Source organism: Natronosalvus amylolyticus (assembly GCF_024298845.1).
Classification (GTDB): domain Archaea; phylum Halobacteriota; class Halobacteria; order Halobacteriales; family Natrialbaceae; genus Natronosalvus; species Natronosalvus amylolyticus.
In genome coordinates this window covers 63,041-88,775 of record NZ_CP101156.1, presented here as the reverse complement: position 1 = coordinate 88,775, position 25,735 = coordinate 63,041, and the positions used below count along the sequence as shown (strand labels likewise).

Sequence of the window (25,735 nt, the reverse complement as noted above, 5' to 3'; positions counted from 1 at the left end):
TCGGAGACACCCAGCTCCAAGGAACCGGTGGCAAACCGGACGCGTATCCTGGTCATCGACAACTACGACTCGTTCGTCTACAACCTCGTTCAGTACGTCGGGGAGGTCGCCGGCGAGGTAATCGTCGAACGAAATGACGCCATTTCGATCGCGGACGTACACGACCTCGAGCCGACCGGCATCATCATCTCGCCGGGGCCCGGAACCCCAGCCGAGGCCGGCGTTTCGATACCGCTATTCGAAGAAACGAACTATCCCATTCTCGGTGTGTGTCTGGGACACCAGGCACTGTGTGCCGCAAACGGCGCACCAGTCGGCCACGCACCGGCCGTCGTCCACGGCAAACCCTCACGGATCGACCACACCGGCGAGGGACTGTTCACGGACGTCCCCTCGCCAGTACAGGTCGGGCGCTACCACTCGCTGTCGGTCGACCGCGCCGATCTCCCTGACACGCTGTGTGAGACGGCGAGTACGGCAGACGAGCGAGACGTGTTGATGGCCGTCCGCCATCGCGACAAACCGCATCTCGGCGTCCAGTTCCACCCCGAGAGCATCCTGACTCGGGAGGTCTCGAACGGCGACGAAGACGATACCGGGACGCACCTCTCGCTCGAGATCGGCAAGCGAATGATTCGCAATTTCTGTGCGTATGCCGCCGAGCACGGTCGGGCCGACGCGTTGTCACACTCGAGTGCCTCTTCCACCGAGGGTCGCGATGAGTGAGGCTGATGGAGGCGCTCGAGAGCGACTGTATCACGTCAACGGCTCGCTCGTGCCCGCTGACGAGGCCACGGTGAGCGTCGACGACCGGGGCTTTCGCTACGGTGACGGCGCGTTCGAAACCCTGCGCGCATACGGCGGATCGATTTTCGAGGCTGAAGCCCACTTCGACCGCCTCGAGCGAACCTGTTCAGCACTCGGACTCGATCACGGGCTTACTCGCGAGGACCTCTCATCGCGAATATCGGAGACGCTTGCGGCAAACGACCTCGAGGACGCCTACATTCGGCTCTCGATCACCCGCGGCGTTCAGCCGGGGAAGCTGACACCACAGCCGACCGTCGAGCCGACCGTAGTGATCTGGGCCAAACCGCTGCCCAGAGGCGGCCTCGAGGGAACGCCCGTCTGGGAGGGGCCGGCGACGCTGCAGACGGTGAAAACGCGGCGTATCCCCGATGCCGCACTGCCCGCGGGGGCGAAGACACACAACTATCTCAACGGAGTCCTGGCGAGAGAAGAGCTTTACGACGCCGACGAAGCAATCGTTCGCGACCTCGAGGGCTACGTCGCCGAGGGGGCGACGAGCAACGTCTTTTTCGTAGACGACGCCGGGTTACACACGCCGACGCTCGAGGGCTCGGTCCTTCCGGGCATCACTCGAGCGATCGTGCTGGAACTGGCCGAAGAGGCGTCGGTCCCGGTCAACGAAGGCTGGTACGAACTCGAGGAGGTTCGGGGGGCTGACGAGGTGTTTCTGACGAACACCACGTGGGAACTTCGACCCGTCGAACGCGTCGATGGCCTCGCGTGTGAGGCCCCAGGTCCCGTTACCGCCTTGCTCTCGCGGCTGTTCGCCGAGCGTGTCGAACGGCAGTGTTACCGGGAGTGAACGGTTGCCAGTTACGGTGTTGAAAGGCTTCGAGCGGGTGGACGGCTCGCTCCTCCAATATTCTGACCGGTTGTAACAGCTCCCTGCTCACGAGGGCACGGCCATCGGCTCGTCGATCCACCGATCGACCGCCGAACACTCGAGGATGAACTCGGGGCCAAAGGCCGTTGCCGGCGTCTGAAAGCCCGCAGGAACGTCGTCATCGAGCGTCCGTTCGATGGCACTGGTAGCGGTTTCGACGGTCAGTGCATACGGATTTGGCGTCTCGAGACGCCCTCGAAGACGCGTTTTACCGTCGGTGACCTCACCCCAGACGACGGCACGGTCCTGGGTGAGTTCTCGCCCGTCCGGCCCGTCGACGGTCGCGTCGATCAGGCGCTCGAGTGTGGATTTGACCGGAGCAGTTCCGGCGATTGACTCGAGTGAGCCGCCGGCTCTGAGCGCGCGGATCGCCCGCTTCGAAACACCGGCATAGACCGAAATCGTTTCGATACCGGTACTGTGAGCGGCCGTAACGATGTCGCCCCAGGGAACCGTAACGGCCGGGGTTACGCCGACGCGCTCGCCGAAATCGATCTCCCGGACGTCGTAGGCTGTCGGCACCTGAACGAGTCGACCGCGTCGGCGAACCACGCCACCAGACCCAAGTGACTCGACCATCGTTTTCGCCGTCCCGCGTGACACCGAACTCGTGCTCGCAATAGCGAGCGTTAATTCGGTCGCCCCGGGTACCCGGTCGGCGAGCATGACGGCGAGACAATCCGTCGGGACGACGTCAAAGCCGACGCCGGGGAGGACGGTAACGCCGGCGGCTATCGCCCGTTCGTCCTCGTCGGCCAGTCGGTCGAACACCTGAAACTCACCGGTGATATCCAGATAGTCCGTCCCGGTCTCGAGGCAGGCCTCGACCAGTGGGGCTGCGGTCTCGACGAACGGACCCGCACAGTTGCACACGACGTCGATACCGTCGAGTGCGCGTTCGATAGCGCGACCACGTTCGAGGTCAAACACGCGACTCTCGAGTTCGTGCTCGGTTGCAACGTCTCGAAGTCGCTCTCCGTCCCGCCCGGCTACCACCGGAGAGCCACCACGAGCGACGGCCTCGTCGACGATCAACGAACCCGTATAACCGTAGGCACCGTAGATGAGCGCGGTGTCCATACAGCCACGTTCGCCCGGACCGTCCTAAAGGTCACGTTGCCAGTGCCGGGGACAAATCCCAAAACGTTCACCTTCCACCCACCGAAAGTCCGAGTCGATGGAGGAGCGTTCGCCCATGCTGTCACTGGAGGCGGTGCCGACCGAGACGACGACCATCGTGCAGGTCGAAACGGCCGACAACGAGGAAAAAGAGATCATACTCCACCGCCAGAACGGCGACGTCACTGCCTGGGTCAATGCCTGCCAGCACTACCGCCACATCCCGATCGACAAAGGCGAAGGCGCGGCCATGCGAAACGGTGAGTTCGTCTGCCAGAACCACGGTGCATACTTCGAAGCCGACAGCGGATACTGCACGTTCGGACCGTGTGAGGGAGCGTATCTCGATAGCGTCGACGTCGCTGTCGAAGACGGTGACGTGTATCTCACCGACGAAAACTACGACTTCGTCGGGACGGGACCGCTCGAGACCGACGATACCGATCTCGCTTCGACGTCGAACGTGGAGTTTTGAGCGCGGTTTCTACCCCCGAGAGACGGAGAATTCGCATTCGCCCGGGCCAATCACGCCGTTGCCAGGGCAACCAGGTCGTTTTCCTGTTCGTACTCGAGCAAGCCTGCTGAAACCAGTCGAGGGAGATGATCGTGATAGAGCGAGATGTAGATGTCTGAGACCTGCTGGGCGGACAGGTCGGTGATAGAGCGGCCCGTTTCTCGCTGGGCGACCTCTTCTGCAGCGTCAGGCAACGTCATCTCGCGTTCGTACTCGACCAGCACCTCGAGCAACAGCCGTCGGCGCTGAGCGGCGAGAACCGAGAACACTTCGTCGATGTGCTCGTTCGGCTCCGATCTGTTTTCGAGCCACTCCATCGCATCGTGTGCCAGATTCGGATGGTCGTTCGATGCAGCAGGGTCCGTCATCGAACGCGACCACCTGCAATTGAAGCACGGAAATCCGGCTGTAACACCGACCGGTGACAGCGAGCGGAGCGGGCCGCCCGCTGATCTCCTTCTCGGCGATTCATACCCGGACTCTCGCTTTCGCGACTGATATTCGTGTCGACTTGAGATCACTCGATCGTAAACGCCGGTTCCTCGACTGACTCACCCTTACAGGAGGGACATCTCGAGGGGATGTTCAACAGGTCGTCGAACCCATCGAAGCCACAGGCACGACAGGTCGGTGGCGCAACCAGAAACTGTTCGTCCTCGCTTCCGTCGACCGACCGAGAGACGTGCTCGAGGTGGCGCATGATCGCGCCAACGGACAGAGCGAACTCCTCCGCCAGTGCACTCGGCGTCGATGGCTGTCGGCGGAGGTGATCGGCGAGACGCTGTCTCGTGGTCTCGTCGGCTTCTCGCATACGGACCTGTACTCACTCGAGTGGCTTACGTGTAGGTGGTGGCGGCAGCGTTTCCGGTGGCCGAAACCTGACTGGGATCGGAACGCTGACGGCCCGCGTCTTCGAGAAGACGCAGTATGACCGAAGAATACGACAAACTCGTCCGAGACGATATTCCACGGATTATCGAAGAAAGCGGCGAGCGACCTATCGTCCACGTCGCCGAAGGAGAAGCCTACGAACGACATCTGTTCGAGAAATTCGAAGAAGAACTCGGTGAGTTTCGGACCGATCGCAGTCTTGAGGAGTTGGCAGACGTACTCGAGGTCGTCCACGCAATCTGTGTATACGAGGGGTGGTCCGTCGCGGAGCTCGAGCGTCGTCGCCAGGAAAAGGCCGATGAACGGGGAAGATTCGAGGACGGCATCGTACTCGAACGGGTGGTTTCGAACGGCGAAGCTATCGAGTCGGATGACAATAGCCCCGCGAAACCTGACAAGAAATGAAAGGTAAGTGACTTACATGCCGCCAGTGAAAGCCGAGGTATGAAGGCCGTCGTCCTGGCTGGCGGGTATGCGACGCGACTGTGGCCAATCACCAAACATCGGCCCAAGATGTTTCTCCCTATCGGTGAATCGACCGTTATCGACCGGATTTTTCGTGAACTCGAGGCTGATGAGCGAATCGAGACGGTGTACGTCAGCACGAACGAACGGTTCGAAGCCGAGTTCGAGGCCCACCTTGCCGAGTCCTCGTTCGAAAAACCGCAGCTCTCGGTCGAGGACACGTCCGCGGAGGACGAAAAGTTCGGCGTGGTCGGGGCACTGGCCCAGCTGGTCGAGCGCGAACGTATCCACGACGATCTGGTAGTGGTCGCCGGCGACAACCTGATCAGTTTCAACGTCTCATCGTTCATCGATTACTTCGAGCAACGGGACGCACCGACGCTCGCAGCGTACGACGTTGGCTCCCGCGAAAAGGCCAAATCGTACGGTCTCGTCGAACTCGACGGCGAGCAGGTCGTCGACTTTCAGGAGAAACCCGACCAACCCAACAGCACGTTAGTGTCGATTGCCTGTTATGCGTTTCCGCGGTCGAGCCTCTCGCTTTTGTCGACGTATCTCGAGAAAGGGAACAATCCGGACGAACCCGGCTGGTTCATCCAGTGGCTGCAAGCGCGCGAGACGACCTACGCCTACACGTTCGAAGATGCCTGGTTCGACATCGGAACGCCCGAGAGCTACCTCGATGCGGTCGCCTGGCACCTGAATGGCAGTTCACTCGTCGCCGAGTCCGCCACGCTCGAGAGCGCGGAAATCGGCGAAAACGTCCACGTGATGGACGGGGCAACGCTCGAGAATACGTCGGTCGATCACGCGGTTATCTTCCCCGACGCCGTCGTCCGTCACGCCGATATTCGACAGTCGATTATCGACGAGGGCACGCATCTGGAGAACATGGACCTCGCCGGGGCGCTCATCGGTGCCCATACGACGATTACGAACGGCACCGCCGAATAAAGACGATATTCAAAAATCGGCCGGATTCGAGCCATCGAGAACCGCTTCGGAGAGTACAACCAAGACAGTCACCGCTTCCAGAAAGTCGTCCAAAAACGTGTAAAGCGGTCGATACACCTATCACCCCCGGCTGTGTTAGGTGCCGACAAGAGCCATGCCAACGCCGCAGGAGGTTCTCGACGGCTACGCCGAAGGGACACCGTATGCCGAGCTCGCCGAGGCATATCTCACCTTCGATCACCCCACTGGAGACGACCCACTCGGCTTGCTCGTGGAAGCCGCAGCGTCGACGACGGGCCAGCGATACGCATCAGGAGTCCGACCGACAGTCGAGCGGTTCGAAACGTCATTTCTGGCCGACGATTCGCTCACCTCGTTTGCCGACCTGGCGGCCCTCGATATCGAAGATGAGACGCTGGTAGAAGTCATCGGTGCCGAGCGCAAACGTCACGTCCTCCTCGAGGCTGCACAGGTGCTAGCAGACCGCCCGGAAGCCGACGATTTCGACGCACTCCAGGGATGGGCGAGTGAAGCCGACGTGTACCGCTATCAGCGAGATCCGATCGGGAAAATTTCCGGCATTGGCCCGTCCTCGTTTCAGTATCTTCGACAACTGGCCGGTATCGACACCGCGAAACCGGACCCGAGTCTCGAGCAACTCGTCGACGCGATTCGAACGGAAGCCGTCGTAGCACTGCTTGACACCAACGAACCGCTCCGGACACTCGCCTCGGCAGAATGGCTGTCGCTCACCACCGAGTATCGCCTGCTCGAGATCGATCGACTCGCCTGGTGGACGTACACTGACAGCGATGAACGAGACGCGGTGATGGAGCTGTTCGAACTGACCACGACCTCGTAGGAGACGCCGGAAGGAGATTACTCGAGAAACGCGTCTCGAACGCGAATACGGCCGCGAGTCCCCTCCCACTCGGTGTCGTACTCGAGCGAGATTCGACGGTCCATGTGTGGCCCATCGACGACCAGCGTTTCGAACTCGCCACCCTCGCCAAGTAAGTGAACACCGTACTCCTCGCCCAGTGTCTCGAGTTCGTCGAGCGCGTTCTCGTCGATGGTTCGTCCCAGCCACGAATCGTCCAGGCCAGCCGCAGCAACCTGCACGATGATTATTTCGAAGCCCGCCTCGAGCATCGCGTCGGCCAGTTCGCGCGGGTCTGCCTGCCACAGCGGAGCGTACAGGTCACACTCGAGTCGGTCACACATGGCTTCGATCCGACTCGTCTGGAACTCGCTTTCGACGGCACCGGCCGTCACGCCAGCGATGCCGCCGTCGAGTGCTGCATCGAGTTCGGTCAGCGCCGCTTCCATCGGCTCGAGTTCCCGGTCTCCCTGCCGACCGGAGTCGCTCGCCGATTCGGCGTCGAACGCGTCCGGTTCGACCTCGAGCAGCGGGATACCCATGCTTTCTGCCGCCAGTGTCGCCAGTCTGGTCTCCGGTACGTGATACATATAGGAGTCACCCGACGGGTGGACAGTGACCAGTCGGTCGACGGACAGCCCACGCTCGAGAGCCTGGTAGACGGCCCACGACGAATCTTTACCCCCAGAAAAGAGCCCAATCCAGGAGCCAGTCGCTTCGCTCATGGCAGTCGTTTCGGGCCCTGAGTGAAAGGGCTACCGAGTCGTCGTCACTGGTGCCGACACCAAGCGGCTGTTACCCGTCGGATTCGCCCTCACCGTCGTTCGCTTTCGACCCACCATCAGTCATTTCGGCGTCACCAGACGGCTTCGATGGCGAGCCATCTCGAGGAGAGTCCGACTCGAGTGCGTCCGCAGCGCTCGTTTCGGAGTTGTTAGCGGATTTACTCCCAGCCTCGTCGGCGTTTCCGTCCGATTCCCCATTGGCAAGACGATTGCCAGCCATCGACGAAACCGTCCGGACCCCGATCAGGCTCAAGAGTACCCCTCCGGCGACGAAAACCGCGAGCCGTTGTCCTGGCGTCAGCGCGACGGTGGCGATTCCCGGTTGGTCGATGACGAGTGGATCGAGTTGTCCCTGTTGCTCGAGGAAGAAAGCGGCAAACCCTCGCACGACCAGGCCGACGGCAACTGCGAGAAACGGGAGATGGAGAAACGAACTTCGGATGGGCTCTTCGCGGATGATCTCGTCGAGGAGACGGCCGGTACTGGCAGTCAGTGCCGCGGCAGTGAGCCACGGAATGCTGTCGAAGACGAACTGCATGGTTGGGACGATGGCGCCCTCCGTTTCTCCGAGGTTCGATACACCGAGGGCACCCACGAAGAGGCCAACGAGCGTCAATCCGATAGCGACGACGTAGGTGACGACCGACACCTGTCCGGAGTAAAGTGACTCCCGGGCCTGTTTGGCGAAGGTCGTGAGTAGTTCGTCGATGCTGAACCCTTTGTACAGCAAGAACAGTCCGATGACGGCGGTAATCGTTGCCGCCCCGATAGCCGGGCTGAAGACCGTCGCCAGAATCGGGAATACGAGCAACGTGATTCCAAGTGGGACGAGAATCGTCTGTCGAAGTTCCTCATCAGCCAGGAACTGCTTGAGCAGGTAGTACGTCGACTCGATATCCCTGGCCTGGCGGACGACGACCCGGTCGACAGCGTCGACCTGTACGCGACTTTCGACGATGGGGACGAGCCGTTCGTCCTCGGCGCTATCGATGACGACGATGGCCGACTCCGGTTCGTACTCGGCCATCAGGTCGTCGATCTGGCGAGCAACCGCTCGGTCGGCGGACACCATCGACTCTCGGTCACCCGAAACGACGGCAACGACGGTTTCTTCGTTTTCGTCTCGCAGACTCTGGGCTACCCGCAGTGACTCGAGCAACGTATTGACGCCCGAATCCTCCGGATCGGCGAGGCCGACGTCGGTCACCAGCGCGCGGACAGCTTCCCACCCGACGATGGGCGTCCGCAAGCCGGTCCGACGACCGACGTCATCAGTCCGGTCGAGACAGACCACCAGCGTTGTCACGGTTGCCGATGCATTCTCTGCGACGATAAAACCACTTACTCGTTCGGCCACAGTTTGGCGCAATCGTAACGAAACATCTCGAGGCGTTGCCATCTCACCTCAAAGATTTACTTCGGTTTGCGTTCGTAACCTGGCGATCAGCTTCGCAATCGGAATTCGTGTTCTGCAACCACACTCGAGACACCAGCCCCGAAGGCGAACGCTACCGAGCGGGCACCCGCCCCGAGTCGACCAAGCAGCGGCCGCTCCGGTTCGAACGATTCGATGACGAGTTCGTCGGGAGCGAGGTTGAGTTGCTCGGCAAGTGCTTCCTCGAGATCTGCTCGCGTGCCGAGAGTGTCGACCAATCCGTTTTCGTGAGCGTCAGTGCCGAGGTACACCCGCGCCTCGGTTTCTTTGACGAACTCGGGATCGAGCCCGCGCCCTTCACTCACCCGTTCGACGAACGAGTCGTAGTAGCCGTCGACGATGCCCTGCAGGTACTCGCGTTCGTCCTCCTCGAGGTCTCGAAGCGGCACGCCGGCGTCTTTGTACTCGCCGGCGGTGAACTGCTCGTAGGACAGTCCGACTTTCTCGGCCAGTTCCGACGCGTTGACTCGCGAGCCGATAACGCCGATCGAGCCGACGATGCTGGCGTCTCGCGCCCAGAGTTCGTCACAGCCGCTGGCGATCCAGTAGCCACCGCTGGCACAGAGGTCCGTCGCGTAGGCGATCGTCGGGCCCTCGAACCGCTCGGCAGCGAGTTTGATGTCGTCGCTCGGGACGACCTCACCGCCCGGCGTGTTGAGTTTGACGACCAGGGCGTCGACGTTGCTGTCGTCGTTGGCCCGGTCGATCTGTTCGACGATATCGTCGGCCGGCGTCGACCGCGGACTTGCAGGCATCGGTCCACCACCCCCATCTCGCGTGATCGGCCCGTCGACGGCCACTTCCGCAACGTTGTAATCGGCAAACACATCCCTCGCGATAGAACTGGCCACCCGGACGCCGAACACAGCGAGTCCGAGTGCGAGGACGACCCCGAGCACGTCGGCGATCGTCGTCGGATAGACGACGAACAGGCCCACACCCACGGCTGCAATCACGAGCGTTCCCACCACGACGAACAGTAGACGCAAGATGGAACGGCTACGCCCCATCGAAATCACCTCGTTTCATACTCTCGAGTGTGCTCGCCTGGATGTTAAGGGTTGAGCCAGCCCACGGGGTTTGGCCGGATACGGCTGGGGAGTCCGACCGGGTTGGTACTGTGGAAATAAGATGTCCGACCGGGTTGGCACTGGCGAAGAACGATTCGCTGTCGGCGACGGACACAGTTACCGAAGCGTAGCGTTGGCACTCGAGGCGGATCAGTGCTGGACTCGAGAGCGCTCTGCAGCTACTCGAGAGCCAGAGCCTACGCTCGATACTGACGCAGAAACGCGAAGACATCGCTCAGCGGCCGAAGAACGGCAAAATCGAGAACAAAAAGATGGGAACCGCGTACCGGGTTTAGAGCAGGCCGGTCTTCTGGAGTTTCATCAGGTCCTCGGTGTCGAGCGTTTCGCCCTCCTTGAACTTCTGGTAAATCTCCTCGGCTTCCTCTTTGGCCGCCTCTTTCTTCTTGTCGCGGGCGGACTGGCGCTGTTTCTCCTCTTTCTTGTCCATCTCGCGCAGACGCTTCTGGACGCGGACGAAGTCCTCGTGGTGGCGGTCGGCGGCTTCCTGGGCCTCGACGAACGACTCGTGCATCTCGTCGGCTTCGTCACGGATGTCGTCGGCCTCGCGGTAGGCCTCGATCATCTGGTTGTGGTGTTCCTGGGCCTTGTCCGCCAGCTCGGTCACTTTCTGGTGGTGCTGGGAGGCTTCGGAACGAACTTCTTCGGCTTCCTCGACGAGGTCCTCGAGTCCGTCAGTGTCCTCGAGTTTGCTTTTTCGCTCGGCGTACTCTTCGCGTTTGGACTCGATTTTCTCGATGAGTTCGCGCTCCTCTTCCGTCGAGAGCACTTCGGTCTGCTGTTTGAACTCGAGTTGTTCGATCTCGGACTCGAGCTCCTCGAGGTCTTTACCCTCGCCGATTTCCATGTCGGATTTGGCGGATTCGACCTTGTCGAAGAGCTTGTTGGCTTTGGCGTTGAGCTCGTTGCGACTCTCTTTGTGCTCTTGAACTTGCTCGTTGAGCTCGTCGCGTTTTTCGCGGTGTTCCTGGGCTTCGTCGACTTTCTCACGCGTCTTTGCGTTGAGTTCGTCGCGTTTGCCGGCCCGCTCGGAGGCCATCTGGTTCAGCTCGTTTCGCCGGTCTCGAAGTTGGCCGGCCTTTTTGATAAGCTGTCCTTTGGAGTTGTTCTCGAGATGCTCGTCTGTAAGTTCGATGTTGTTTGATTCGTCTACCATGTGTAGTTACCCTCTGTGCCATACCCGCACCGGCCAGCACGGCCGCTCACGACTGGCGAAAACCCGGTGATAAGATTTCCTGTCATCGGTCGTCGAGCGATACGCGCCCCGGTGGCGTTCTGGTAACGAGTACTACCGTTGCCCTACATTTAAATGTACCGGTGTTCGTAGCTGTGAAAATCGTTAGCAGGGGCCCCGAAACAGTGTGTAATAGGTTCACACAGAACGTCGGTTTGCTTATAAATAGATCTTCCGTTCGAGGGGGGCATCCGGCGTCTCCAATGTGACCGACATCGCCTCCGCGTCGGCAGGTATTGCCGCATCTCCCGCCGTCGCTCGACCGTGGGAATCGACCGCAACCGTCACCTCGCCGGTAGCGGTGCCAGCCTCCCAGCGGACGGGTATCTCGAGTGGATTATCGGTATCGTTAGCCACGACGAGCGAGACCGTCGTGCCCGCTGTCGGTTCCGATTCGAAAAGAACGGTGACGGGTTCGTAAACCGTTCTGAGCGCCTCGAAGGCCGGTTTCGGCTCGCCATCCTTGGCGACGATACCCGGGCCACCCCCCGGTTCGACGTCTCGGAGGCTCGAGGCGACGAGAACGCCGGCCGAGCGGCGTCGAAGCCCATCGGCAACCGTCTCGAGTATCCGTGCTTGCAGTGCCTGTGAGGAGTCTCCTTCGGAGATGCGGTGATTGAACACGGTCGAATCGATACCGGAAACCGACGCAGGGTCGACGTCGTCGCTAATCGAGGCGGCACCGAACCCACCGACGAGCGTTCCGAGGTGCGGATATCGCTCGAGTAACCAGTCGATGTCGGCCGCCTCCAGGTACTGCCACCCCGGAGACAGTGTGCTCGCCATGGCACCGAGACCGGGAGCCCCCGTGACCGGAATTGCGACGAGGTCCGCAGGCACATTTGCACTGACCGTCTGTGCGTCGTGGTCGTCACACCTCGCTCGCCACGCACGCCAGCGGAAACCTGCTCGAGCCAGTCGACCGCTTCCCAGCGGTTTTTCGAACGGGTCGCTGGGTTCGGTCTGGACGCCGATTAATCCCAGGCTCGGATGGCTCCCGTAGTGTGTGAGTATCGACTCGAGGAGCGGGCGCGCTCGATCGGCTTCGAACGTGACCCCCGATATCGGGAGTTCCTGCCAGAGCAGGATGCCCGCTTCGTCACACGCGCGGTACAGATCCGGACGGGGGACGTGTCCTCGAACGCGCAGGAGGTTGGCATTCGCCTCGAGCGCCAGGTCGACGTCGGCAGCCGGGGCAGCGCCGGGAAGGCGAGTGAGTCCCCGCGCACGAACCTGCTCGCCGTTCACGCGGAGTTCGTCGTCGACCCAATCGACCTGGCGGAGTCCGACCGTTTGCTCGGTCGAATCGGCGCCAAGTTTCACACGCACCGTGTAACGATGTTGAGGGCCGTAGCCGTGTGGCCACCACAGCTTCGGGTCCCGTACCTCGAGGGTCGTCGACATGGTCTGTGTCGTGCCGGGGGCGCCACTGACGGCCACGCGGTCCATCGACCCACCGCCGCGGAATCCCTCCGGTCGCAGCGAAAGCGTTATCGAATCGTCGAGCGGGTCATCGGATCCGATATCGATCTCGAGTTCGACGTCGATTTCGGCGGTTCCAGCGTCCAGGTCGACTCGCGGGTTCGCCCGCACCCGGCGAACGAACGTTGCCGGACGAACCTCGAGGTCAGCGCCCCACCAGAGGCCGGGCAGCGAGTGCGACGCTGGAACCTGTTCGCGCCCGAACAGACCGCCGGGAGAACGGGTCGGATCGAATGCAAGCAGGAGTTCGATTTCGCCGTCACCGTGTTCGAGCGCATCATCAGCGTCGAACTCGAGACGTGTCGGGTCGAAATAGGTAGATTCCTCGAGGTCGTGTTCCGTGCCGTTGATCCACGCTCGAGTGAGTCCGTGTGCCCCGTGGAACGCAAACTGCGTTCGGTCAGTCGCGTTGACGCGAGGAGCGCCGATAGTGGTTCGATAGCATATCGGATTCTCGAGGAGGTTGTCGATGTCGTACCCCTCTTCGAGAAGCTCGAGAGGTCGTCCCGGAACTGATACGGGCACCCACCGCTCGGCGCTCGGCGGTTCCGACCCGGAACTCGAATCCGCAACTCCAGCCATCCACTTGCCAGCCATTATCACACACCACTGAACGGGGACCAAATAGGTGTTGTGCCACTACACGGGATGCTCCTCTGGCGGTGACCCGATAGCATGATCTGGTCGGAACGAAACGCCGAAGGCGAAGGCTGCCAACTCGAGACCGACCACTTTCACTTTCACTCTCCTGTTGGCGTACCTTAAGGGTGGGTCGCGGTGAGTGACAAACGAACCGATGCTCGAGAACGTATCCTGTGCCTGTGACCGATGTGAACGGCCACTGGCCGACGATCAAGCCCAGTTGACGATGACGACCGCAGGCGGTACCCGTCGCGTGTACGAGTGTTCCTGCGGCGCAATCACGGTCACCGTGACGGACGAAACCCGACTCCGATAGACGGGTACAGCAGACTGTATCAGCCGACTTAAGAGGGATGCCATCATCCGTTCGACCAGGAGACCATATCATGTCCGAGTTGCCGGACGATTTCAACTGCACGATCACGAACTGGGAGTACATCTACAGCCTGTGCCGGGACGTCAGCGACGACGTCCGGAGCGACGAGTTCGAACCCGACGTCATCGTCGCACTCGCTCGAGGTGGCTGGTTCGCGGGCCGATGTATCTGTGACTTCCTCGGACTCGACGACCTGACGAGTCTGAAGATGGAACACTACGTCGGTACTGCCGAGAAATCGGGCGAGCCAACCATCAGGTACCCGATGCCCGAAGGTAGCGTCGAGGGCAAAGACGTCCTGATCATCGACGATATCGCCGACACTGGCGGCTCGATCAAACGCGCACAGGAGTACGTCGAACAGCGCAATGCCGGTACCGTTCGAACCGCGACCCTTCAGTTACTCCAGACCAGCGAGTTCGAACCCGATTACGTCGGCGAACAGCTCGAGGAGTGGGCCTGGGTCGTCTATCCCTGGAACTTCATCGAGGATATGATCGACCTCATTTCAGGCGTGATGGAGACGGCGGACGAGGATTCGTTCGCCAAAGCCGATATCCGACACTATCTGAACGAGTATCACGACGTCGACCGCATCGAGATGGAAATCGCCCAGCCAAACCGGCTGACCGAGGTGCTGACCGAGATGGAACGCCGAGACGTCGTCGAGATGACCGCACCCGGCGAGTGGGCGCTACAGGAGTGAGCCCGGTAATCACCCAGCAAGTGTCGACTCTCGAGTGGTCAACAACCCCGACCTCAAGGGTCGGGGGTTCTCGTCCTGCACCGCCTATAGAAGACGAACCGGGCCACGCTGACTGACTCGAGTATCAGACGACTGTGCACCCGATGGAACTGCCGGATGGAGTCGTTTTTCGGCCGTGGCGCTACTGTCTAGCTGGCTGGGCACACTACTTTTCGGCTGCAGCGGCGGCCGGTGTTTCTCCGTCGCTCGAGTCAGCCGTCGCCTGTTCCGGTCGGCTCACTGCGCCCCCTTCCGTCTCCGAGTCGTCCTCGTCGATGATCGCCTCCTTCCACGTCCCTCGAGTGAAGTAGGCGATGGCGGCGATGGCACCGACGACGTCACCTGCGACGACACCGATCCAGATGCCAGTGGTGCCCCAATCGGCGACGAAGATGAGATAGTAGCTGACCGGAACGCGGGCGATCCAGAGTGTCACGACCGAGAACACGAGTGCCGTTTTCGTGTTCCCGGCCCCGCGAAAAGCCCCGAGGACGACCTGCAAAACGCCCATAAAGACGAACATCGCCGCCGCAATCTGAAGATAGATACTCCCGTAGTGGATCGTTTCGGCCGTTCCCGCCTCCCCGGAGGTCATGAACACGCCGACGATGGGTTCCGGGAACGCAAAGGCGATCAACCCGGCACCGAGCATGATAACGGCGACGACGCCGGAGGCGACCCAAGTGGCTTTTTCCGCCCGTTCGGGCTTTCCGGCCCCCAGATTCTGGCCGACGATGGTGTCCGTCGCCTGTCCCATCCCCATCGCCGGCAGGAAGGCAAGCGAAATGAGTCGATTCCCGAGCCCATAGGCAGCGACGACAGCCGGTGGGAACGTCGCGACCATCGCCGTCATCGCGATCATCGCGAGCGAACTCATCGACTGCTCGAGCGCTGTCGGGACGCCCAATCGTGTAATCTCCGAGACGTACTCGAAGCGTGGTCGCAAGTGCTCGAGGCGGATGTCCGGCCCGACGTCGGTGTAAAACAGGATATAGAAGCCGATAGCCGTTGCGACCCCGCGTGAGATCACCGTCGCGACTGCAGCGCCCTGGATCTCGAGTCGGGGGAACGGGCCGACGCCGAAGATGAGCAACGGATCGATCACGAGGTTGATGACGACGCTGATGAACATGACACGCATCGGGGCCCGGGTGTTGCCGTAGCCGCGCATCAGCGAGACGAAGATGAAAAAGCCGAACAGGAACGGCGATCCGAGGAAGAAAATGCGCATGTAGTCGGCAGCCAGCGGAATCACCGTCGCCTGCGTTTCAGCATCGGCTGGTAACAGGGCGAGCATCGGGTCGGTGACGTAGTAGCCGAGAAGGCCGACGGCGATCGCAACCAGCGTAATAAACGAAAGCGTCTGACCGGCGATCAGGCCGCCCTTGTCGCTCCCGGCACCCGTGTGCTGGGCGATGAGAATTGCGCCGGCCGCCGTAAACCCGCCACCGATAGAAATCAGGAAGAAGATCAGCGGAAACGCCAGACTCAGCGCACCCACGGATTCGGGGGAAAGCGCTCCCAGCCAGAAGGTATCGCCCACGTTGTAGGTGACCTGCAAGAGCTGGATAACGACCAGCGGCCAGGCCAGCCGAAACATCGGCCGGAGCAGCGTCCCGTCTGTGAGGTCGTCGTCACCATCGCCGTAGGTCACGTCGTCAGCCCCATCGGGCTCGTCGCTCGAGGCAGGAGCCGGTCCCCCGTCTACCGATGCCTCCCCGCCCGCGCTCGAGCGAGTAGTCATCGTATCAATCTCTGATGGTTCGGCCGAATCCTCGTCCTCGAGGCCCATACCATCCGATTTCTCCGGATTCGACCCGCTCGACACCGCCTGCTCATCACGGGCTGGCGGCTGTCGGTCGTCCTCCGGAGGCATTACGAACCGAAATAGAACCCGTCCTACTTGAACACTCGTAGGAGGTGTTAACAAATCTCATCGCCGACGCTCGAATGTCGACAGGTTGGGACCCACACCGTTTACGTTCTTGCCAGACACACGTAGCGGTATGACAATCGGTGTTATTGGGGGCAGCGGGATTTACGACGCATTGCCACTCGAGAACGTCACGAAAGAGACGGTGACGACCCCGTACGGCGACCCAAGCGACGACCTGACGAAAGGGACCCTCGCCGGGAACGAGGTCGTCTTTCTCCCACGTCACGGCGAAGACCACCGCCACACGCCGACCGACGCCCCGTATCACGCGAACATCTACGCGTTGAAACAGGCCGGCGTCGACCGCGTTATCGCGACCAACGCCGTGGGCAGTCTTCGGGAGGAGTTGCCGCCACAGACGCTCGTCATTCCCGACCAGATTTTCGACCGGACGAAACACCGCACGCCGACGTTTTTCGGCGACGGTATGGTCGTTCACATGGGCTTTGCCCAGCCGTACTGTCCGGCGATGGTCGACCACCTCGCGACAGCAGCCACGGAAGCGACGGATGCGACGGTCTCGAAAGACGGAACCTACGTCTGCATCGAAGGGCCACAGTACTCCACGAAAGCCGAAAGCGAGTTCTACCGCGCACAGGGGTACGACATCGTCGGCATGACCGCGATACCCGAAGCCAAACTCGCTCGAGAAGCCGAACTCAGTTACGCCACCGTTGCCGGCGTCACCGATTACGACGTCTGGAAAGCCGACAGCGAGGTCACCCTCGAAGAAGTGCTCGAGAACGCCGCGGCCAACCAGGAATCGATCAATCAGGTGATCGAACACGCCATCGAAACGATGCCCGAGGACTTCGAGAGCCACGCCTGGTCGGCACTCGAGGGCACGATCAACACGCCAACGGAGTCGATTCCGGACGACACGCTCGAACGCGTCGAGTTGCTGGCTGGGGAGTATCTGTAGTGACCGAATAGTAAATACGATCTCTGAAGAAATTTAGTATAGATTTAATAGTTAAGGTAAGTCGGATGTCACGGGGCTCGACCTCGAGGCGGGTGACGCGCAGTTACCACCGCTCGGATGCCGCCAGACAATCCGTTCTCGTCTGGTGAGTGGTGCGTGTGGACTTTTTCATCGAAGGCGGGGAACCGCTAGCCATGTCAGTCGAAGAACTACAGGAGTTCGGGTTGGCCGAGATGACCGACGACGAAATTCGACGGTTCCTGTCTACACAGAAGGTGGGAGTGCTCGGGTTGCCAGGACAGGATACACCATACCTCATCCCGCTTTCGTACGGCTACGATGGAGGCCAGCGGCTGTATTTTACCTATCTTCGCGGCTCCAGTAGTCGGAAGGCGAGACTGAGCGACATAGCAGATGCCGCGAGCTTTCTCGTCTATACGGTCGATACCATGTACAGTTGGGAAAGCGTCCTCCTGACCGGCACGCTCAGCACAGTCCCCGAATCCAGATGGGACGAACTCGAGGAAACGTTGGCTGACGCGTGGCGGCCAGACCTCTTTCGCAGAGCATCCCTCGAAGCGACGGTTACGGTCTATGCGTACCACATCGACGAACGAACCGGCATCAAACACCAGGGGCTTCCACCAGGGTTCAAATTTGCAAGCGAGTGATCGACCACCAGTTCCTCGCTGACCGGTACACAGTGACAACGATTCTGCCCAGAGTCAGAGCGGCGGGGCTTCAATTCACGTCGACGGTGACTCGAGCGGCGTTTTGACGACCGTCACCGGCCGCTCGCTCATTCTGACGACGCGTTCGGCGACGCTTCCGAGCAGACGCCGGTACTCCCCGGATCGGTTTTTCGAACCCAGCACGAGCAGCCCGATGTCGGCCTCATCGGCGTACTCGAGGATCGCTTCGTGGGGAACGCCGTGTCGAATCTCGGTTACCGTCGATACCCCGGCGTCGCCAGCCTGCTCGGCAACCGCTTCGACTTCCTCAGTGCCCGCCTGCTCGAGCGCGCGCTCGAGGCCTTCGAACTCGTGAACGTACTCGTCGCCGGGGTAGGAGCTGTAGGCATCGGCGTCGACCACGTACAGAACGTGCAACGACGCGTCATACCGCGTGGCGGCGTCGATAGCGTGCTCGGTGGCGTGGTCGACACCGGGACTCATATCCGTGGGAAGGAGGATTCGATCGTACATCGCCAGCCCCTACGGCGAATGCGATGATAAAACAGGGGTGTCGTTGTACCAGTTGGTTCTGCTTTCGAGTTGCTCGAGACACTGCTACTGCGAGCCACAGACCGAATCGGTCCCGCCCCACGGTTCCACCCTTGACCACCACAGACGTGAGATCACAACTTCGGTCAGGTGACCGTCAGTACGGGAATGTCCGACCGTCGAACGACGCGAGCCGTCGTACTTCCGAGCAACCGGCCTTCTCCAACCGTCTGCCCCCGAGTGCCCATCGCGAGCAAGTCGCCGTCAACGGACTGGGCGTACTCGAGGAGGACTTCCGCTGGGACACCACGGCGAACGCTCGTCTTGACCTCGAGGTCCCGCTCTCGAGCCATTCCTGCCACCGCCTCGGTGGCCTGTTGCCCACCCTCATCGAGCAATCCAATGATCGAGCGCGGTGCGTCTTCGAGGTCGTAAGTCGTCGAATCGATGACGTAGACCGTATGGACCGTCGCGTCGTGGAGGGCTGCGAAATCAAGTGCCGTCTCCGCCGCCCGTTCGGCCGCGTCGCTTCCATCGGTGGGGACGACGATCCGTTCGTACCCGCCGTCGCCGCTATCTGGCTTCGCTTCTGCCTCGAGGCGAACCGATAGGACGGGTATCTCGGCCCGCGTAATGACTCGCTCGGTCGTACTCCCCAATCGAACGCGGTCGGCACCCGTTCGCCCGTGTGTCCCCATCACGATCAGATCGACGTCGTGTTCGTCGACGTACGCGAGGATTTCGCGATACGGAACCCCCTCCCAGACGGCTCGAGCGGCCGAAACGCCAGCGGCTTCAGCCTGGTCAGTTATCCGAATCGTCGCCTGCCGACCCCGACTCTCGGACGGGCCAGCCACCGCTTCCCGATCGGCCGCCTCGAGGCGAACCGGTTCGTGACTCGGCTCGAGGACGTACAGCGCATGGACGTTGCCATCAGCTGCCTCGGCAAGTGAGAGTGCGTGACCGATTGTCGCTTCGGCACCGGCGCTGCCATCGGTTGGAACGAGAACCGTGCTGAACATACTGGATCTTCGTCGCGGAGCCCTATCAACTCCGTTCACACCATCACGAAATCTGACAGAGATTGTCGGTCTGTGAACCGCCTCGGAGTCAAGTGGTTTGAAAGGACCGAGGCCTTTCGTCATCGAGCGAAACCACCGGTTTCGCGGACATGGCGAAGCTTTGTTTCGCTCAGTCACGGAAGATCTTCCGAACGATCCCAAGGCACTCGGTCTGCTTTTTCTGTAGAAACCTTCAATCAGTGATAGGTTTCAGCAACCGTGCTGTATACACAGCGCGAACTTTTTCCACCTCGGGTTCGCCACAGGCGAACCACTCGGTGCAAAAACTTCGATGAAAAAGGCGGACAGCTCGGCCTTCGGCCTCGCTGCCCGGGAACCGCGCTCGCTTCGCTCGCGCGGAGACCAGTGATACATACATGCTCTGTATGCAGCAGGCTCCTCTTATCAGGTAGTGGGGGGGTTCAACAGAGCCGATACGTCTGGTCATAGGTGTGCACTGTCTTGCAGTGGGGAGATAACGAAGTTCGCCGGCGGAACACCGAACGGTCTATCGGAACGATAGAATGGGAAACGAAGGCCGGTCGTAGCTACACACTTGATACCGTCACTCTCAGAGGCAGAACTGTAACCAAATTGTCGGAAATGGAGGCAGTCGGTCTGTATCCCGAGTCAGTCCATTGGGTTGCGGATTAGCTGGCCGTGCTCGACCTTCATACAGCGGCCCTGAACGACATCGAGGCCACCGGATTCGGCCGCTCGTGCTGCTTCGTCGTTCCCAGTCCCGGGTTGCATCCATATCACCTCAACATCATCACGATCCAGCGCTTCCTCCACGATTTCCGGAACCTCCCCGCTCGGCCGAAAGATTTCGACGATGTCAATGGGTGTCTCGACGTCAGTGAGTGATTCGAAAGCTCGTTCGCCGAATATCTCACTCGCAGTCGGATTGACTGGCCGTATCTCGTAGCCATGGCGCTGGAGGTAGGCCGGTACGATATGTGCAGCCTTTTCGTAGGCTGTCGATGCCCCCACCACCGCAACTCGATCGTATTTGAGAATCCGACGGAGTTCTTCGGGTTCTTCTATCGGCATACACGGAATACAGGGACGAGAGAAATCAGTATTCCGCTGAAACAGTGTTACCTGGTTCGATACTCGTCACTCTCACGTATTAATGGCGCCGGGACAAAGGAGGAGTCACGATGTTATACGAACGGCTCTCCGATCTCGAACTCGAGATAGAAGACTACGACCTCACACAGCGCGAGCGGGACACATCGAGTGGCTTCACTCGAGCGACGACCATCGTCTCGTTACACGGCGACGGCGAAACCGGGCGCGGTGAGGACGTAACATACGACAACGACGCACACGAAACCCTCCGCGGTACCACAGTAGAGTTTCCCGTCACAGGCCGGTACACGCTCGAGACGTTGTCGGACCAACTCTCTGAGATCGACTTCTTTCTCGGCAACGAACCGAATCAATCGATCTTTCGTAACTATCGACAGTGGGCCTTCGAGAGCGCGGCGCTCGACCTCGCGTTGAAACAGGCCGACACGAACCTCGCCGACCGCCTCGAGCGGACCTACGAGCGCGTCCGGTTCGTCGTGAGCACCCGCCTGGAAGAGCCACCGACCGGCGATCGGGTGCTCGACTGGCTCGACCGCGACCCCGACCTGGAGTTCAAACTCGACCCGACATCCGAGTGGTCCGACGATGTCGTCCAGTGGCTGGCGGCGACGGACGCGGTACAGATACTCGACCTCAAGGGCCAGTATCACGGCACAACGGTCGATCAACCCGCCGACCCGGAGCTGTACGAGCGGGTTATCGAAGGGTTTCCCGAAGCACTCATCGAAGATCCGGAACTGAACGACGAGACGCGGCCGCTGTTCGAGGGCCACGAAACGCGCGTGACCTGGGATTACCCGATCCGGAGCGTCGAAACAGTCGAAAACCTCCCCTGGGAACCGGCGTGGCTCAATATCAAGCCGTCCCGTTTCGGCTCGGTGCAGTCGCTCTTCGAGACGATCGATTACTGTAGGGAACACGAGATACAGCTATTCGGCGGCGGACAGTTCGAACTCGACGTCGGTCGCGAACACCTCCACGCGATCGCCTCGCTGTTCTACCCGAACGCCCCGAACGACATCGCGCCGAAGGCGTACAACGATCCCGAGCCCAGCGGCGACCTCCCCTCGACCCCACTCACACCCCCTGCCGACCCGCGCGGGTTATCCTGGAAGTAAGGTGTACTGACGAGGGGCTGTTGCAAGAGCGAGCCAGCACGCAGCCACCTGCTCGAGTTCGATGGTGTACTCGTGCGCTGTACGAAGTGGTTCGTCACGCCTGAATGTGTGGGCCGAACCGATACCGGTTGTCGGGTTCGGCTCACCGGTCGACGCGTGACGGAGTACTAAGCGACCACTGCGCCTCACTCGCTGGACGTTTCGCTCGTTCCTCCGTCGCCCCCTCTCCGCAGGCCGTCGCTTGTATCATCCTTTGAGAGATCAATCAGAGCCGGTTGGTGTCTTTGGCTATCGATACCGGGGTTCGATGCTGATCCGGAGGGGACAACACCGAATCCCAAACGGCGTGGCACTCGAGTCCCCGACGGGCGAGCAACCGAATGCGTCTGTCGAAACCCAGAGCAATTGGAACGAAAGACCACCTGACCACTATCGGTCTGTGTGTTTGGGCTTTGGCCGTGGAAGCAGTGGACAGCATCACCGATGACTCGAGACGAGTGTCGTCAGTTCATCGGACGGTGGCCCCCAACAGATACCTACACCGTCGTGGTAGCGAAGGCCATCGACGATGCACGCTCCATCGCTACCAGGTCAAACGATCGAAGCCTACGAGTCCGTAACGGACGACGATCGGATTCGACGCCTGCACTCGCTCGCGGACACGCTCGAGGATGTCAGCATCCTCCACGTCAACTCGACTGCGACTGGTGGCGGCGTCGCGGAATTGCTCCGGTCTATCGTCCCAGTTTGTCGCGACCTTGGGATCGACGACAACTGGCTCGTCATGGACGCCACCGACGACTTTTTCGAGGTGACCAAGGCCATGCACAACGGTCTGCAGGGAGAGGAGTCACCACTGACGGCGGAGATGCAGGCGATCTACCGCGAAGTGAACCAGCGAAACGCGGCCGATATCGACGCCACTTACGATATCGTCGTCTTGCACGACCCGCAACCCATGGGTATGCTCGAGTCGATTCGGGAGGCGATGCCGGATGCCCCCATCATCTGGCGCTGTCACATCGACCTGACCGATCCTGTCGAGGAGTACCTGTCGTTCGTGGCCGACTACGCCGAACGGACCGATCACGCGATTTTCAGCCGAGGAGTGTACGGAGAGGCGATCGACGTCCCGACCAAGCGAATTATTCATCCTTCGATCGATCCAGTGACCGCGAAAAATCGATCCCTCGACGAGGAGACCGCGGCCGCCGAGTGTGACCACCTGGATCCGCTCTCGTTCGACGCGCCGATCGTGACGCAGGTGTCTCGCTTCGACCCGTGGAAAGACCAGTTCGGCACCCTGGACGCCTACCGCCGTGCCCGCGAAACGATATCGGACCTCCAGCTCGCGCTCGTCGGCGGTATGGCCGGAGACGATCCCGAGGGGCTGGAACTGTACGAGCGCGTCGCCGCGGAAGCGGCCGACGATCCCGACGTACACGTGTTGACGGATCTCCCTGATCTGACGGTAAACCTGCTGCAACGTCGATCGGACGTCGTCGTCCAGAAGTCCCTCCGCGAGGGGTTCGGCCTGGTCGTCTCGGAAGCGCTCTGGAAGCGCACGCCGGTCGTCGGGTCGAACGTCGGAGGGATCCCATTACAGATCGAGGATGGGTACAACGGGTATCTCGTCGAACCGGACGATACGAAACGCGCCGCCGACCGGCTCGTGACGTTGTTCGAGGATGACGAACGCCGAGCAACGTTCGGTTCGAACGGGCGAGAGCACGTTCGCGAACACTTTTTACTTCCCAGACAACTCGAGGATCTCCTTTCGGTCTTCGTTGACGCACTGGATCTCGAGACTTGATATCGATTTTGGAAGTCCGAGGACGGGCACGCCGGCCCAGTCCACTCGAGTGTCACGAGGGCCCCGGATCACTCTCACAACCCAACCACAATCTGGTACACTGACCCCACACCATTATCGGGTGAGACGGTGACATCCCACCCAAATGAGTGAACTTATCGACTCGATTCTCATACCGACAGATGGGAGCGACGGGGCGATAGCCGGGGCGAAATACGGCATCGCACTTGCCTCCCGTACGAATGCCGATGTGTCCGTCATCTCTGTCGTCGAGGTAACGCCTGGACCCGAAGATTCCGAGGAACTGGTGTTTCCACGACTCGAAGAAAGGGCGGACCAGGCAGTCGAGACCGTCGCGGACATGGCCCACTCTTACGACGACGAACTCCAGGTTACGACAACGGTTAAACGCGGGACACCCTTCCAGACGATTCGGGAGTATGCCCACCGGCGAGAGATAGACGTCATCGCCATGGGGACGAAAGGACGAACGGGACTCGAGCGCGTTCTGCTCGGTAGCGTTACGGAGAACGTCCTCCGAACCGCCCGAATGCCGGTCCTCGCGGTACCCCCGGATGCCGCTCGGCCGACAATCGAGGAAATACCGTTCGAACAGTTTCTGTTGCCGACGGACGGCAGCGACGGCGCAGAAATTGCGGCCGAATGGGGTATCGCACTGGCCGTGACACTAACCGCGACGATTCACTCGCTGTTCTCCGTCGATACGAGCCTGTTCTCCAGGACCAGAAACCAGGAGGAGATGTTCGACATGCTCGAACGCCGCGGGGAGGAAGCGATCGACACCGTCCGAGATCGAGCGACAGACGCAGGTGTCAGCAGTTCAGGGACGATCGCCACCGGATCGCCATCGAACGTTATTCTCACGTACGTCTCCGATAGTGACGTCGACATGATCGTCATGGGGACCCACGGTCAAACGGGAGTCGGCCAGTGGTTTCTCGGGAGCGTCACCGAGAACGTCGTTCGACAGGCAGACGTTCCAGTGTTTTGCGTACCCGTCAGCGCCGAATCCCCCCGCAGCAGTTAGAAACAACGTTTCGACAACGACCCACCCATCTGCCACGACAGTCGCCATATACACCCGGCCATCGATCACTCAACACAGGTGCCCGAGAGGGACACGGACACCCTCCAATACCCCGGTCTGTCCACAGTGATGACGAACGGGCCACGTCCAGGTGTACAGTTTCGATCCAATACTGCTCACTGCTCTCCGGTCAACGTCTCGATGGAAAATAGAGCTCTCACCTCGAGGAGCGGTCCGGAACTCGGGTATACGCGCCAACCATTGCATCTTCCAGAGAGATGCCGCCGACAGTGGCCCCTTCGTCGACGATCGAACCGTAAACGGTGACCGCCTCGAGGGTCACTTCTGGAAAGATGACCGCCCGCTCGACAACGGAGTCGACGACGGTCGCGTTGTCCATTACGTGTACGTTCGGGCCAATCGTGGACTCCACCACGGACGCGCCATCGGCAACCCGTGATTCGCCATCGAGGGACCAGGCGACGGCGTCGAGATAACTTTCCAGGGTGCCGATATCGAACCAGGAGCCGTCGAACGAGTACGCGTATGTCGGTTTCCGAGACTGGAGCCACTCGATGAACCACCCCGGTTCATCCGGATCGTTTCCCGCATCGAGATAGGTCGAAATCAGCGACAGCACCTCTCGAGGAAACGCGTAGCAACCGATCGAGACGAGGGTTCCCGGGGGGTCTTCTGGCTTTTCCTGGAAACCGGCGACGCGATCGCCGTCGAGATCGACCACCCCGTAAGCGGTGGCCCGGTCTGTCGACTCGACGTCGTATGCAGCTATCGTCGGTGCGGCGTTCGCATCGAAGGACTCGAGAAAGGATCGTAGCTCGAAATCGAAGATGTTGTCGCCGGCGATAACCAGTAAATCATCGTCGATATTTTCCCGCTCGATCAGTTGTCCAAGCCCGCCAACGACGCCCAATTTCTCGTCTTCGCTCTCCGTTTGCTCGATCGACAGTTGTGGCTTCTCGTATTCGCTCTCGGCGAGGTGTGTGGCAAAGACATCGCCGAACCGTTCGTTCGTACTGACGTACACCTCGCCGATCCGATCGATCGACTCCAACTCAGCGTAGATGCGATCGATAACCGTGGTCTCTCCCAGCGGGAGAAACATCTTCGGTCGATGTCTGGTGATCGGCCACAGACGCGTGGCATACCCGCCGGCAAGGACGACTGCTTCCATAGACTCACGACCTCGTGGAGGAGT

At 60.7% G+C, this 25,735-nt stretch carries 26 protein-coding genes; 13 read left to right on the top strand and 13 right to left on the bottom strand.

Annotation, left to right across the window (positions count from 1 at the left end; translation table 11 throughout):
* Nucleotides 1–27: 27 nt before the first annotated feature.
* Complete coding sequence (locus NLK60_RS00435) at nucleotides 28–726, top strand: anthranilate synthase component II (protein WP_254810513.1); 699 nt, start codon at nucleotides 28–30, stop codon at nucleotides 724–726.
* A complete protein-coding gene (locus tag NLK60_RS00430; RefSeq protein WP_254808935.1) occupies nucleotides 719–1,612 on the top strand; it encodes an aminotransferase class IV in 894 nt (297 codons plus the stop codon). The genes NLK60_RS00435 and NLK60_RS00430 overlap by 8 nt, the downstream gene beginning before the upstream one ends.
* An 87-nt stretch (nucleotides 1,613–1,699) precedes the next feature.
* Here NLK60_RS00430 and NLK60_RS00425 read toward each other — a convergent pair whose 3' ends face one another.
* The gene (locus NLK60_RS00425) at nucleotides 1,700–2,773 is read right to left on the bottom strand and encodes a saccharopine dehydrogenase family protein (RefSeq protein WP_254808934.1); all 1,074 of its coding nucleotides are present in this window, start codon (nucleotides 2,771–2,773) and stop codon (nucleotides 1,700–1,702) included.
* 97 nt (nucleotides 2,774–2,870) lie between these two features.
* On the opposite strand from NLK60_RS00425, the gene NLK60_RS00420 reads away from it, so the two are divergent.
* On the top strand, nucleotides 2,871–3,287 hold the full coding sequence (locus tag NLK60_RS00420) for a Rieske (2Fe-2S) protein (RefSeq protein ID WP_254808933.1): 417 nt from the start codon (nucleotides 2,871–2,873) through the stop codon (nucleotides 3,285–3,287).
* A gap of 50 nt (nucleotides 3,288–3,337) precedes the next feature.
* Here the strand turns inward: NLK60_RS00420 and NLK60_RS00415 are convergent, their stop codons facing one another.
* Together NLK60_RS00415 and NLK60_RS00410 are read right to left on the bottom strand one after the other, a co-directional pair.
* Nucleotides 3,338–3,694: a DUF7344 domain-containing protein gene (locus NLK60_RS00415; RefSeq protein WP_311136936.1), complete on the bottom strand. Its 357-nt coding sequence runs from the start codon at nucleotides 3,692–3,694 to the stop codon at nucleotides 3,338–3,340.
* 149 nt (nucleotides 3,695–3,843) lie between these two features.
* Complete coding sequence (locus tag NLK60_RS00410; RefSeq protein ID WP_254808932.1) at nucleotides 3,844–4,137, bottom strand: transcriptional regulator; 294 nt, start codon at nucleotides 4,135–4,137, stop codon at nucleotides 3,844–3,846.
* A 116-nt stretch (nucleotides 4,138–4,253) separates the two neighbouring features.
* On the opposite strand from NLK60_RS00410, the gene NLK60_RS00405 reads away from it, so the two are divergent.
* The 3 genes from NLK60_RS00405 to NLK60_RS00395 all read left to right on the top strand — a co-directional run bounded on the left by NLK60_RS00405 (nucleotide 4,254) and on the right by NLK60_RS00395 (nucleotide 6,498).
* Nucleotides 4,254–4,622 carry a nucleoside triphosphate pyrophosphohydrolase gene (locus tag NLK60_RS00405; RefSeq protein ID WP_254808931.1) on the top strand — a complete coding sequence of 123 codons (369 nt, stop codon included), beginning with the start codon at nucleotides 4,254–4,256 and terminating at the stop codon, nucleotides 4,620–4,622.
* 39 nt (nucleotides 4,623–4,661) lie between these two features.
* Nucleotides 4,662–5,636 (top strand): nucleotidyltransferase family protein, encoded by a 975-nt coding sequence (locus NLK60_RS00400; RefSeq protein WP_254808930.1) that lies wholly within the window; start codon nucleotides 4,662–4,664, stop codon nucleotides 5,634–5,636.
* 154 nt (nucleotides 5,637–5,790) lie between these two features.
* On the top strand, nucleotides 5,791–6,498 hold the full coding sequence (locus NLK60_RS00395) for a hypothetical protein (RefSeq protein WP_254808929.1): 708 nt from the start codon (nucleotides 5,791–5,793) through the stop codon (nucleotides 6,496–6,498).
* A gap of 17 nt (nucleotides 6,499–6,515) precedes the next feature.
* On the opposite strand, the gene NLK60_RS00390 is transcribed toward NLK60_RS00395, so the two are convergent.
* From NLK60_RS00390 to NLK60_RS00370, 5 genes are all read right to left on the bottom strand, one after another.
* Nucleotides 6,516–7,241, bottom strand: coding sequence for a diphthine--ammonia ligase (locus NLK60_RS00390; RefSeq protein ID WP_254808928.1), 726 nt, complete (start codon nucleotides 7,239–7,241; stop codon nucleotides 6,516–6,518).
* Nucleotides 7,242–7,311: 70 nt separating this feature from the next.
* Complete coding sequence (locus tag NLK60_RS00385; protein WP_254808927.1) at nucleotides 7,312–8,607, bottom strand: DUF373 family protein; 1,296 nt, start codon at nucleotides 8,605–8,607, stop codon at nucleotides 7,312–7,314.
* Between the two features lie 137 nt (nucleotides 8,608–8,744).
* Nucleotides 8,745–9,746 carry a signal peptide peptidase SppA gene (sppA, locus tag NLK60_RS00380; RefSeq protein WP_254808926.1) on the bottom strand — a complete coding sequence of 334 codons (1,002 nt, stop codon included), beginning with the start codon at nucleotides 9,744–9,746 and terminating at the stop codon, nucleotides 8,745–8,747.
* A 352-nt stretch (nucleotides 9,747–10,098) separates the two neighbouring features.
* Nucleotides 10,099–10,980, bottom strand: a complete 882-nt coding sequence (locus tag NLK60_RS00375) for a coiled-coil protein (RefSeq protein ID WP_254808925.1) — start codon at nucleotides 10,978–10,980, stop codon at nucleotides 10,099–10,101.
* A gap of 237 nt (nucleotides 10,981–11,217) precedes the next feature.
* The gene (locus NLK60_RS00370) at nucleotides 11,218–13,137 is read right to left on the bottom strand and encodes a glycoside hydrolase family 2 protein (RefSeq protein ID WP_254808924.1); all 1,920 of its coding nucleotides are present in this window, start codon (nucleotides 13,135–13,137) and stop codon (nucleotides 11,218–11,220) included.
* Nucleotides 13,138–13,321: 184 nt separating this feature from the next.
* Here NLK60_RS00370 and NLK60_RS00365 point away from each other — a divergent pair, with 184 nt between their 5' ends.
* Entirely contained in the window at nucleotides 13,322–13,498 is a 177-nt protein-coding gene (locus tag NLK60_RS00365) for a hypothetical protein (protein WP_254808923.1), read from the top strand.
* 70 nt (nucleotides 13,499–13,568) lie between these two features.
* Nucleotides 13,569–14,264 carry a phosphoribosyltransferase gene (locus NLK60_RS00360; protein WP_254808922.1) on the top strand — a complete coding sequence of 232 codons (696 nt, stop codon included), beginning with the start codon at nucleotides 13,569–13,571 and terminating at the stop codon, nucleotides 14,262–14,264.
* Nucleotides 14,265–14,469: 205 nt separating this feature from the next.
* On the opposite strand, the gene NLK60_RS00355 is transcribed toward NLK60_RS00360, so the two are convergent.
* A complete protein-coding gene (locus tag NLK60_RS00355) occupies nucleotides 14,470–15,903 on the bottom strand; it encodes an MATE family efflux transporter (RefSeq protein ID WP_254810511.1) in 1,434 nt (477 codons plus the stop codon).
* Nucleotides 15,904–16,309: 406 nt separating this feature from the next.
* On the opposite strand from NLK60_RS00355, the gene mtnP reads away from it, so the two are divergent.
* Nucleotides 16,310–17,161, top strand: a complete 852-nt coding sequence (mtnP, locus tag NLK60_RS00350) for an S-methyl-5'-thioadenosine phosphorylase (RefSeq protein ID WP_254808921.1) — start codon at nucleotides 16,310–16,312, stop codon at nucleotides 17,159–17,161.
* A 194-nt stretch (nucleotides 17,162–17,355) separates the two neighbouring features.
* Nucleotides 17,356–17,832, top strand: a complete 477-nt coding sequence (locus NLK60_RS00345) for a pyridoxamine 5'-phosphate oxidase family protein (RefSeq protein WP_254808920.1) — start codon at nucleotides 17,356–17,358, stop codon at nucleotides 17,830–17,832.
* A gap of 75 nt (nucleotides 17,833–17,907) precedes the next feature.
* Here NLK60_RS00345 and NLK60_RS00340 read toward each other — a convergent pair whose 3' ends face one another.
* The 3 genes from NLK60_RS00340 to NLK60_RS00330 all read right to left on the bottom strand — a co-directional run bounded on the left by NLK60_RS00340 (nucleotide 17,908) and on the right by NLK60_RS00330 (nucleotide 20,498).
* A complete protein-coding gene (locus NLK60_RS00340; RefSeq protein ID WP_254808919.1) occupies nucleotides 17,908–18,366 on the bottom strand; it encodes a universal stress protein in 459 nt (152 codons plus the stop codon).
* A gap of 164 nt (nucleotides 18,367–18,530) precedes the next feature.
* The gene (locus NLK60_RS00335) at nucleotides 18,531–19,406 is read right to left on the bottom strand and encodes a universal stress protein (RefSeq protein WP_254808918.1); all 876 of its coding nucleotides are present in this window, start codon (nucleotides 19,404–19,406) and stop codon (nucleotides 18,531–18,533) included.
* Between the two features lie 669 nt (nucleotides 19,407–20,075).
* Nucleotides 20,076–20,498 carry a CoA-binding protein gene (locus NLK60_RS00330; protein ID WP_254808917.1) on the bottom strand — a complete coding sequence of 141 codons (423 nt, stop codon included), beginning with the start codon at nucleotides 20,496–20,498 and terminating at the stop codon, nucleotides 20,076–20,078.
* A gap of 110 nt (nucleotides 20,499–20,608) precedes the next feature.
* Between NLK60_RS00330 and NLK60_RS00325 the strand changes: the two genes are divergently transcribed.
* From NLK60_RS00325 to NLK60_RS00315, 3 genes are all read left to right on the top strand, one after another.
* Nucleotides 20,609–21,658, top strand: a complete 1,050-nt coding sequence (locus NLK60_RS00325; protein ID WP_254808916.1) for a hypothetical protein — start codon at nucleotides 20,609–20,611, stop codon at nucleotides 21,656–21,658.
* Between the two features lie 568 nt (nucleotides 21,659–22,226).
* Complete coding sequence (locus NLK60_RS00320; protein WP_254808915.1) at nucleotides 22,227–23,471, top strand: glycosyltransferase; 1,245 nt, start codon at nucleotides 22,227–22,229, stop codon at nucleotides 23,469–23,471.
* A 145-nt stretch (nucleotides 23,472–23,616) separates the two neighbouring features.
* Entirely contained in the window at nucleotides 23,617–24,519 is a 903-nt protein-coding gene (locus NLK60_RS00315) for a universal stress protein (protein ID WP_254808914.1), read from the top strand.
* Nucleotides 24,520–24,736: 217 nt separating this feature from the next.
* Here the strand turns inward: NLK60_RS00315 and NLK60_RS00310 are convergent, their stop codons facing one another.
* On the bottom strand, nucleotides 24,737–25,711 hold the full coding sequence (locus NLK60_RS00310; protein WP_254808913.1) for a nucleotidyltransferase family protein: 975 nt from the start codon (nucleotides 25,709–25,711) through the stop codon (nucleotides 24,737–24,739).
* Nucleotides 25,712–25,735: the final 24 nt, after the last annotated feature.

Coding starts and splice junctions, on each gene's coding strand:
- NLK60_RS00430 (WP_254808935.1), top strand. CDS start 719: ATGAGTGAGGCTGATGGAGGCGCTCGAGAGCGACTGTATCACGTCAAC.
- NLK60_RS00425 (WP_254808934.1), bottom strand. CDS start 2,773: ATGGACACCGCGCTCATCTACGGTGCCTACGGTTATACGGGTTCGTTG.
- NLK60_RS00420 (WP_254808933.1), top strand. CDS start 2,871: ATGGAGGAGCGTTCGCCCATGCTGTCACTGGAGGCGGTGCCGACCGAG.
- NLK60_RS00415 (WP_311136936.1), bottom strand. CDS start 3,694: ATGACGGACCCTGCTGCATCGAACGACCATCCGAATCTGGCACACGAT.
- NLK60_RS00410 (WP_254808932.1), bottom strand. CDS start 4,137: ATGCGAGAAGCCGACGAGACCACGAGACAGCGTCTCGCCGATCACCTC.
- NLK60_RS00405 (WP_254808931.1), top strand. CDS start 4,254: ATGACCGAAGAATACGACAAACTCGTCCGAGACGATATTCCACGGATT.
- NLK60_RS00400 (WP_254808930.1), top strand. CDS start 4,662: ATGAAGGCCGTCGTCCTGGCTGGCGGGTATGCGACGCGACTGTGGCCA.
- NLK60_RS00395 (WP_254808929.1), top strand. CDS start 5,791: ATGCCAACGCCGCAGGAGGTTCTCGACGGCTACGCCGAAGGGACACCG.
- NLK60_RS00390 (WP_254808928.1), bottom strand. CDS start 7,241: ATGAGCGAAGCGACTGGCTCCTGGATTGGGCTCTTTTCTGGGGGTAAA.
- sppA (WP_254808926.1), bottom strand. CDS start 9,746: ATGGGGCGTAGCCGTTCCATCTTGCGTCTACTGTTCGTCGTGGTGGGA.
- NLK60_RS00375 (WP_254808925.1), bottom strand. CDS start 10,980: ATGGTAGACGAATCAAACAACATCGAACTTACAGACGAGCATCTCGAG.
- NLK60_RS00370 (WP_254808924.1), bottom strand. CDS start 13,137: ATGGCTGGCAAGTGGATGGCTGGAGTTGCGGATTCGAGTTCCGGGTCG.
- NLK60_RS00360 (WP_254808922.1), top strand. CDS start 13,569: ATGTCCGAGTTGCCGGACGATTTCAACTGCACGATCACGAACTGGGAG.
- NLK60_RS00355 (WP_254810511.1), bottom strand. CDS start 15,903: ATGTTTCGGCTGGCCTGGCCGCTGGTCGTTATCCAGCTCTTGCAGGTC.
- mtnP (WP_254808921.1), top strand. CDS start 16,310: ATGACAATCGGTGTTATTGGGGGCAGCGGGATTTACGACGCATTGCCA.
- NLK60_RS00345 (WP_254808920.1), top strand. CDS start 17,356: ATGTCAGTCGAAGAACTACAGGAGTTCGGGTTGGCCGAGATGACCGAC.
- NLK60_RS00340 (WP_254808919.1), bottom strand. CDS start 18,366: ATGTACGATCGAATCCTCCTTCCCACGGATATGAGTCCCGGTGTCGAC.
- NLK60_RS00335 (WP_254808918.1), bottom strand. CDS start 19,406: ATGTTCAGCACGGTTCTCGTTCCAACCGATGGCAGCGCCGGTGCCGAA.
- NLK60_RS00330 (WP_254808917.1), bottom strand. CDS start 20,498: ATGCCGATAGAAGAACCCGAAGAACTCCGTCGGATTCTCAAATACGAT.
- NLK60_RS00325 (WP_254808916.1), top strand. CDS start 20,609: ATGTTATACGAACGGCTCTCCGATCTCGAACTCGAGATAGAAGACTAC.
- NLK60_RS00320 (WP_254808915.1), top strand. CDS start 22,227: ATGCACGCTCCATCGCTACCAGGTCAAACGATCGAAGCCTACGAGTCC.
- NLK60_RS00315 (WP_254808914.1), top strand. CDS start 23,617: ATGAGTGAACTTATCGACTCGATTCTCATACCGACAGATGGGAGCGAC.
- NLK60_RS00310 (WP_254808913.1), bottom strand. CDS start 25,711: ATGGAAGCAGTCGTCCTTGCCGGCGGGTATGCCACGCGTCTGTGGCCG.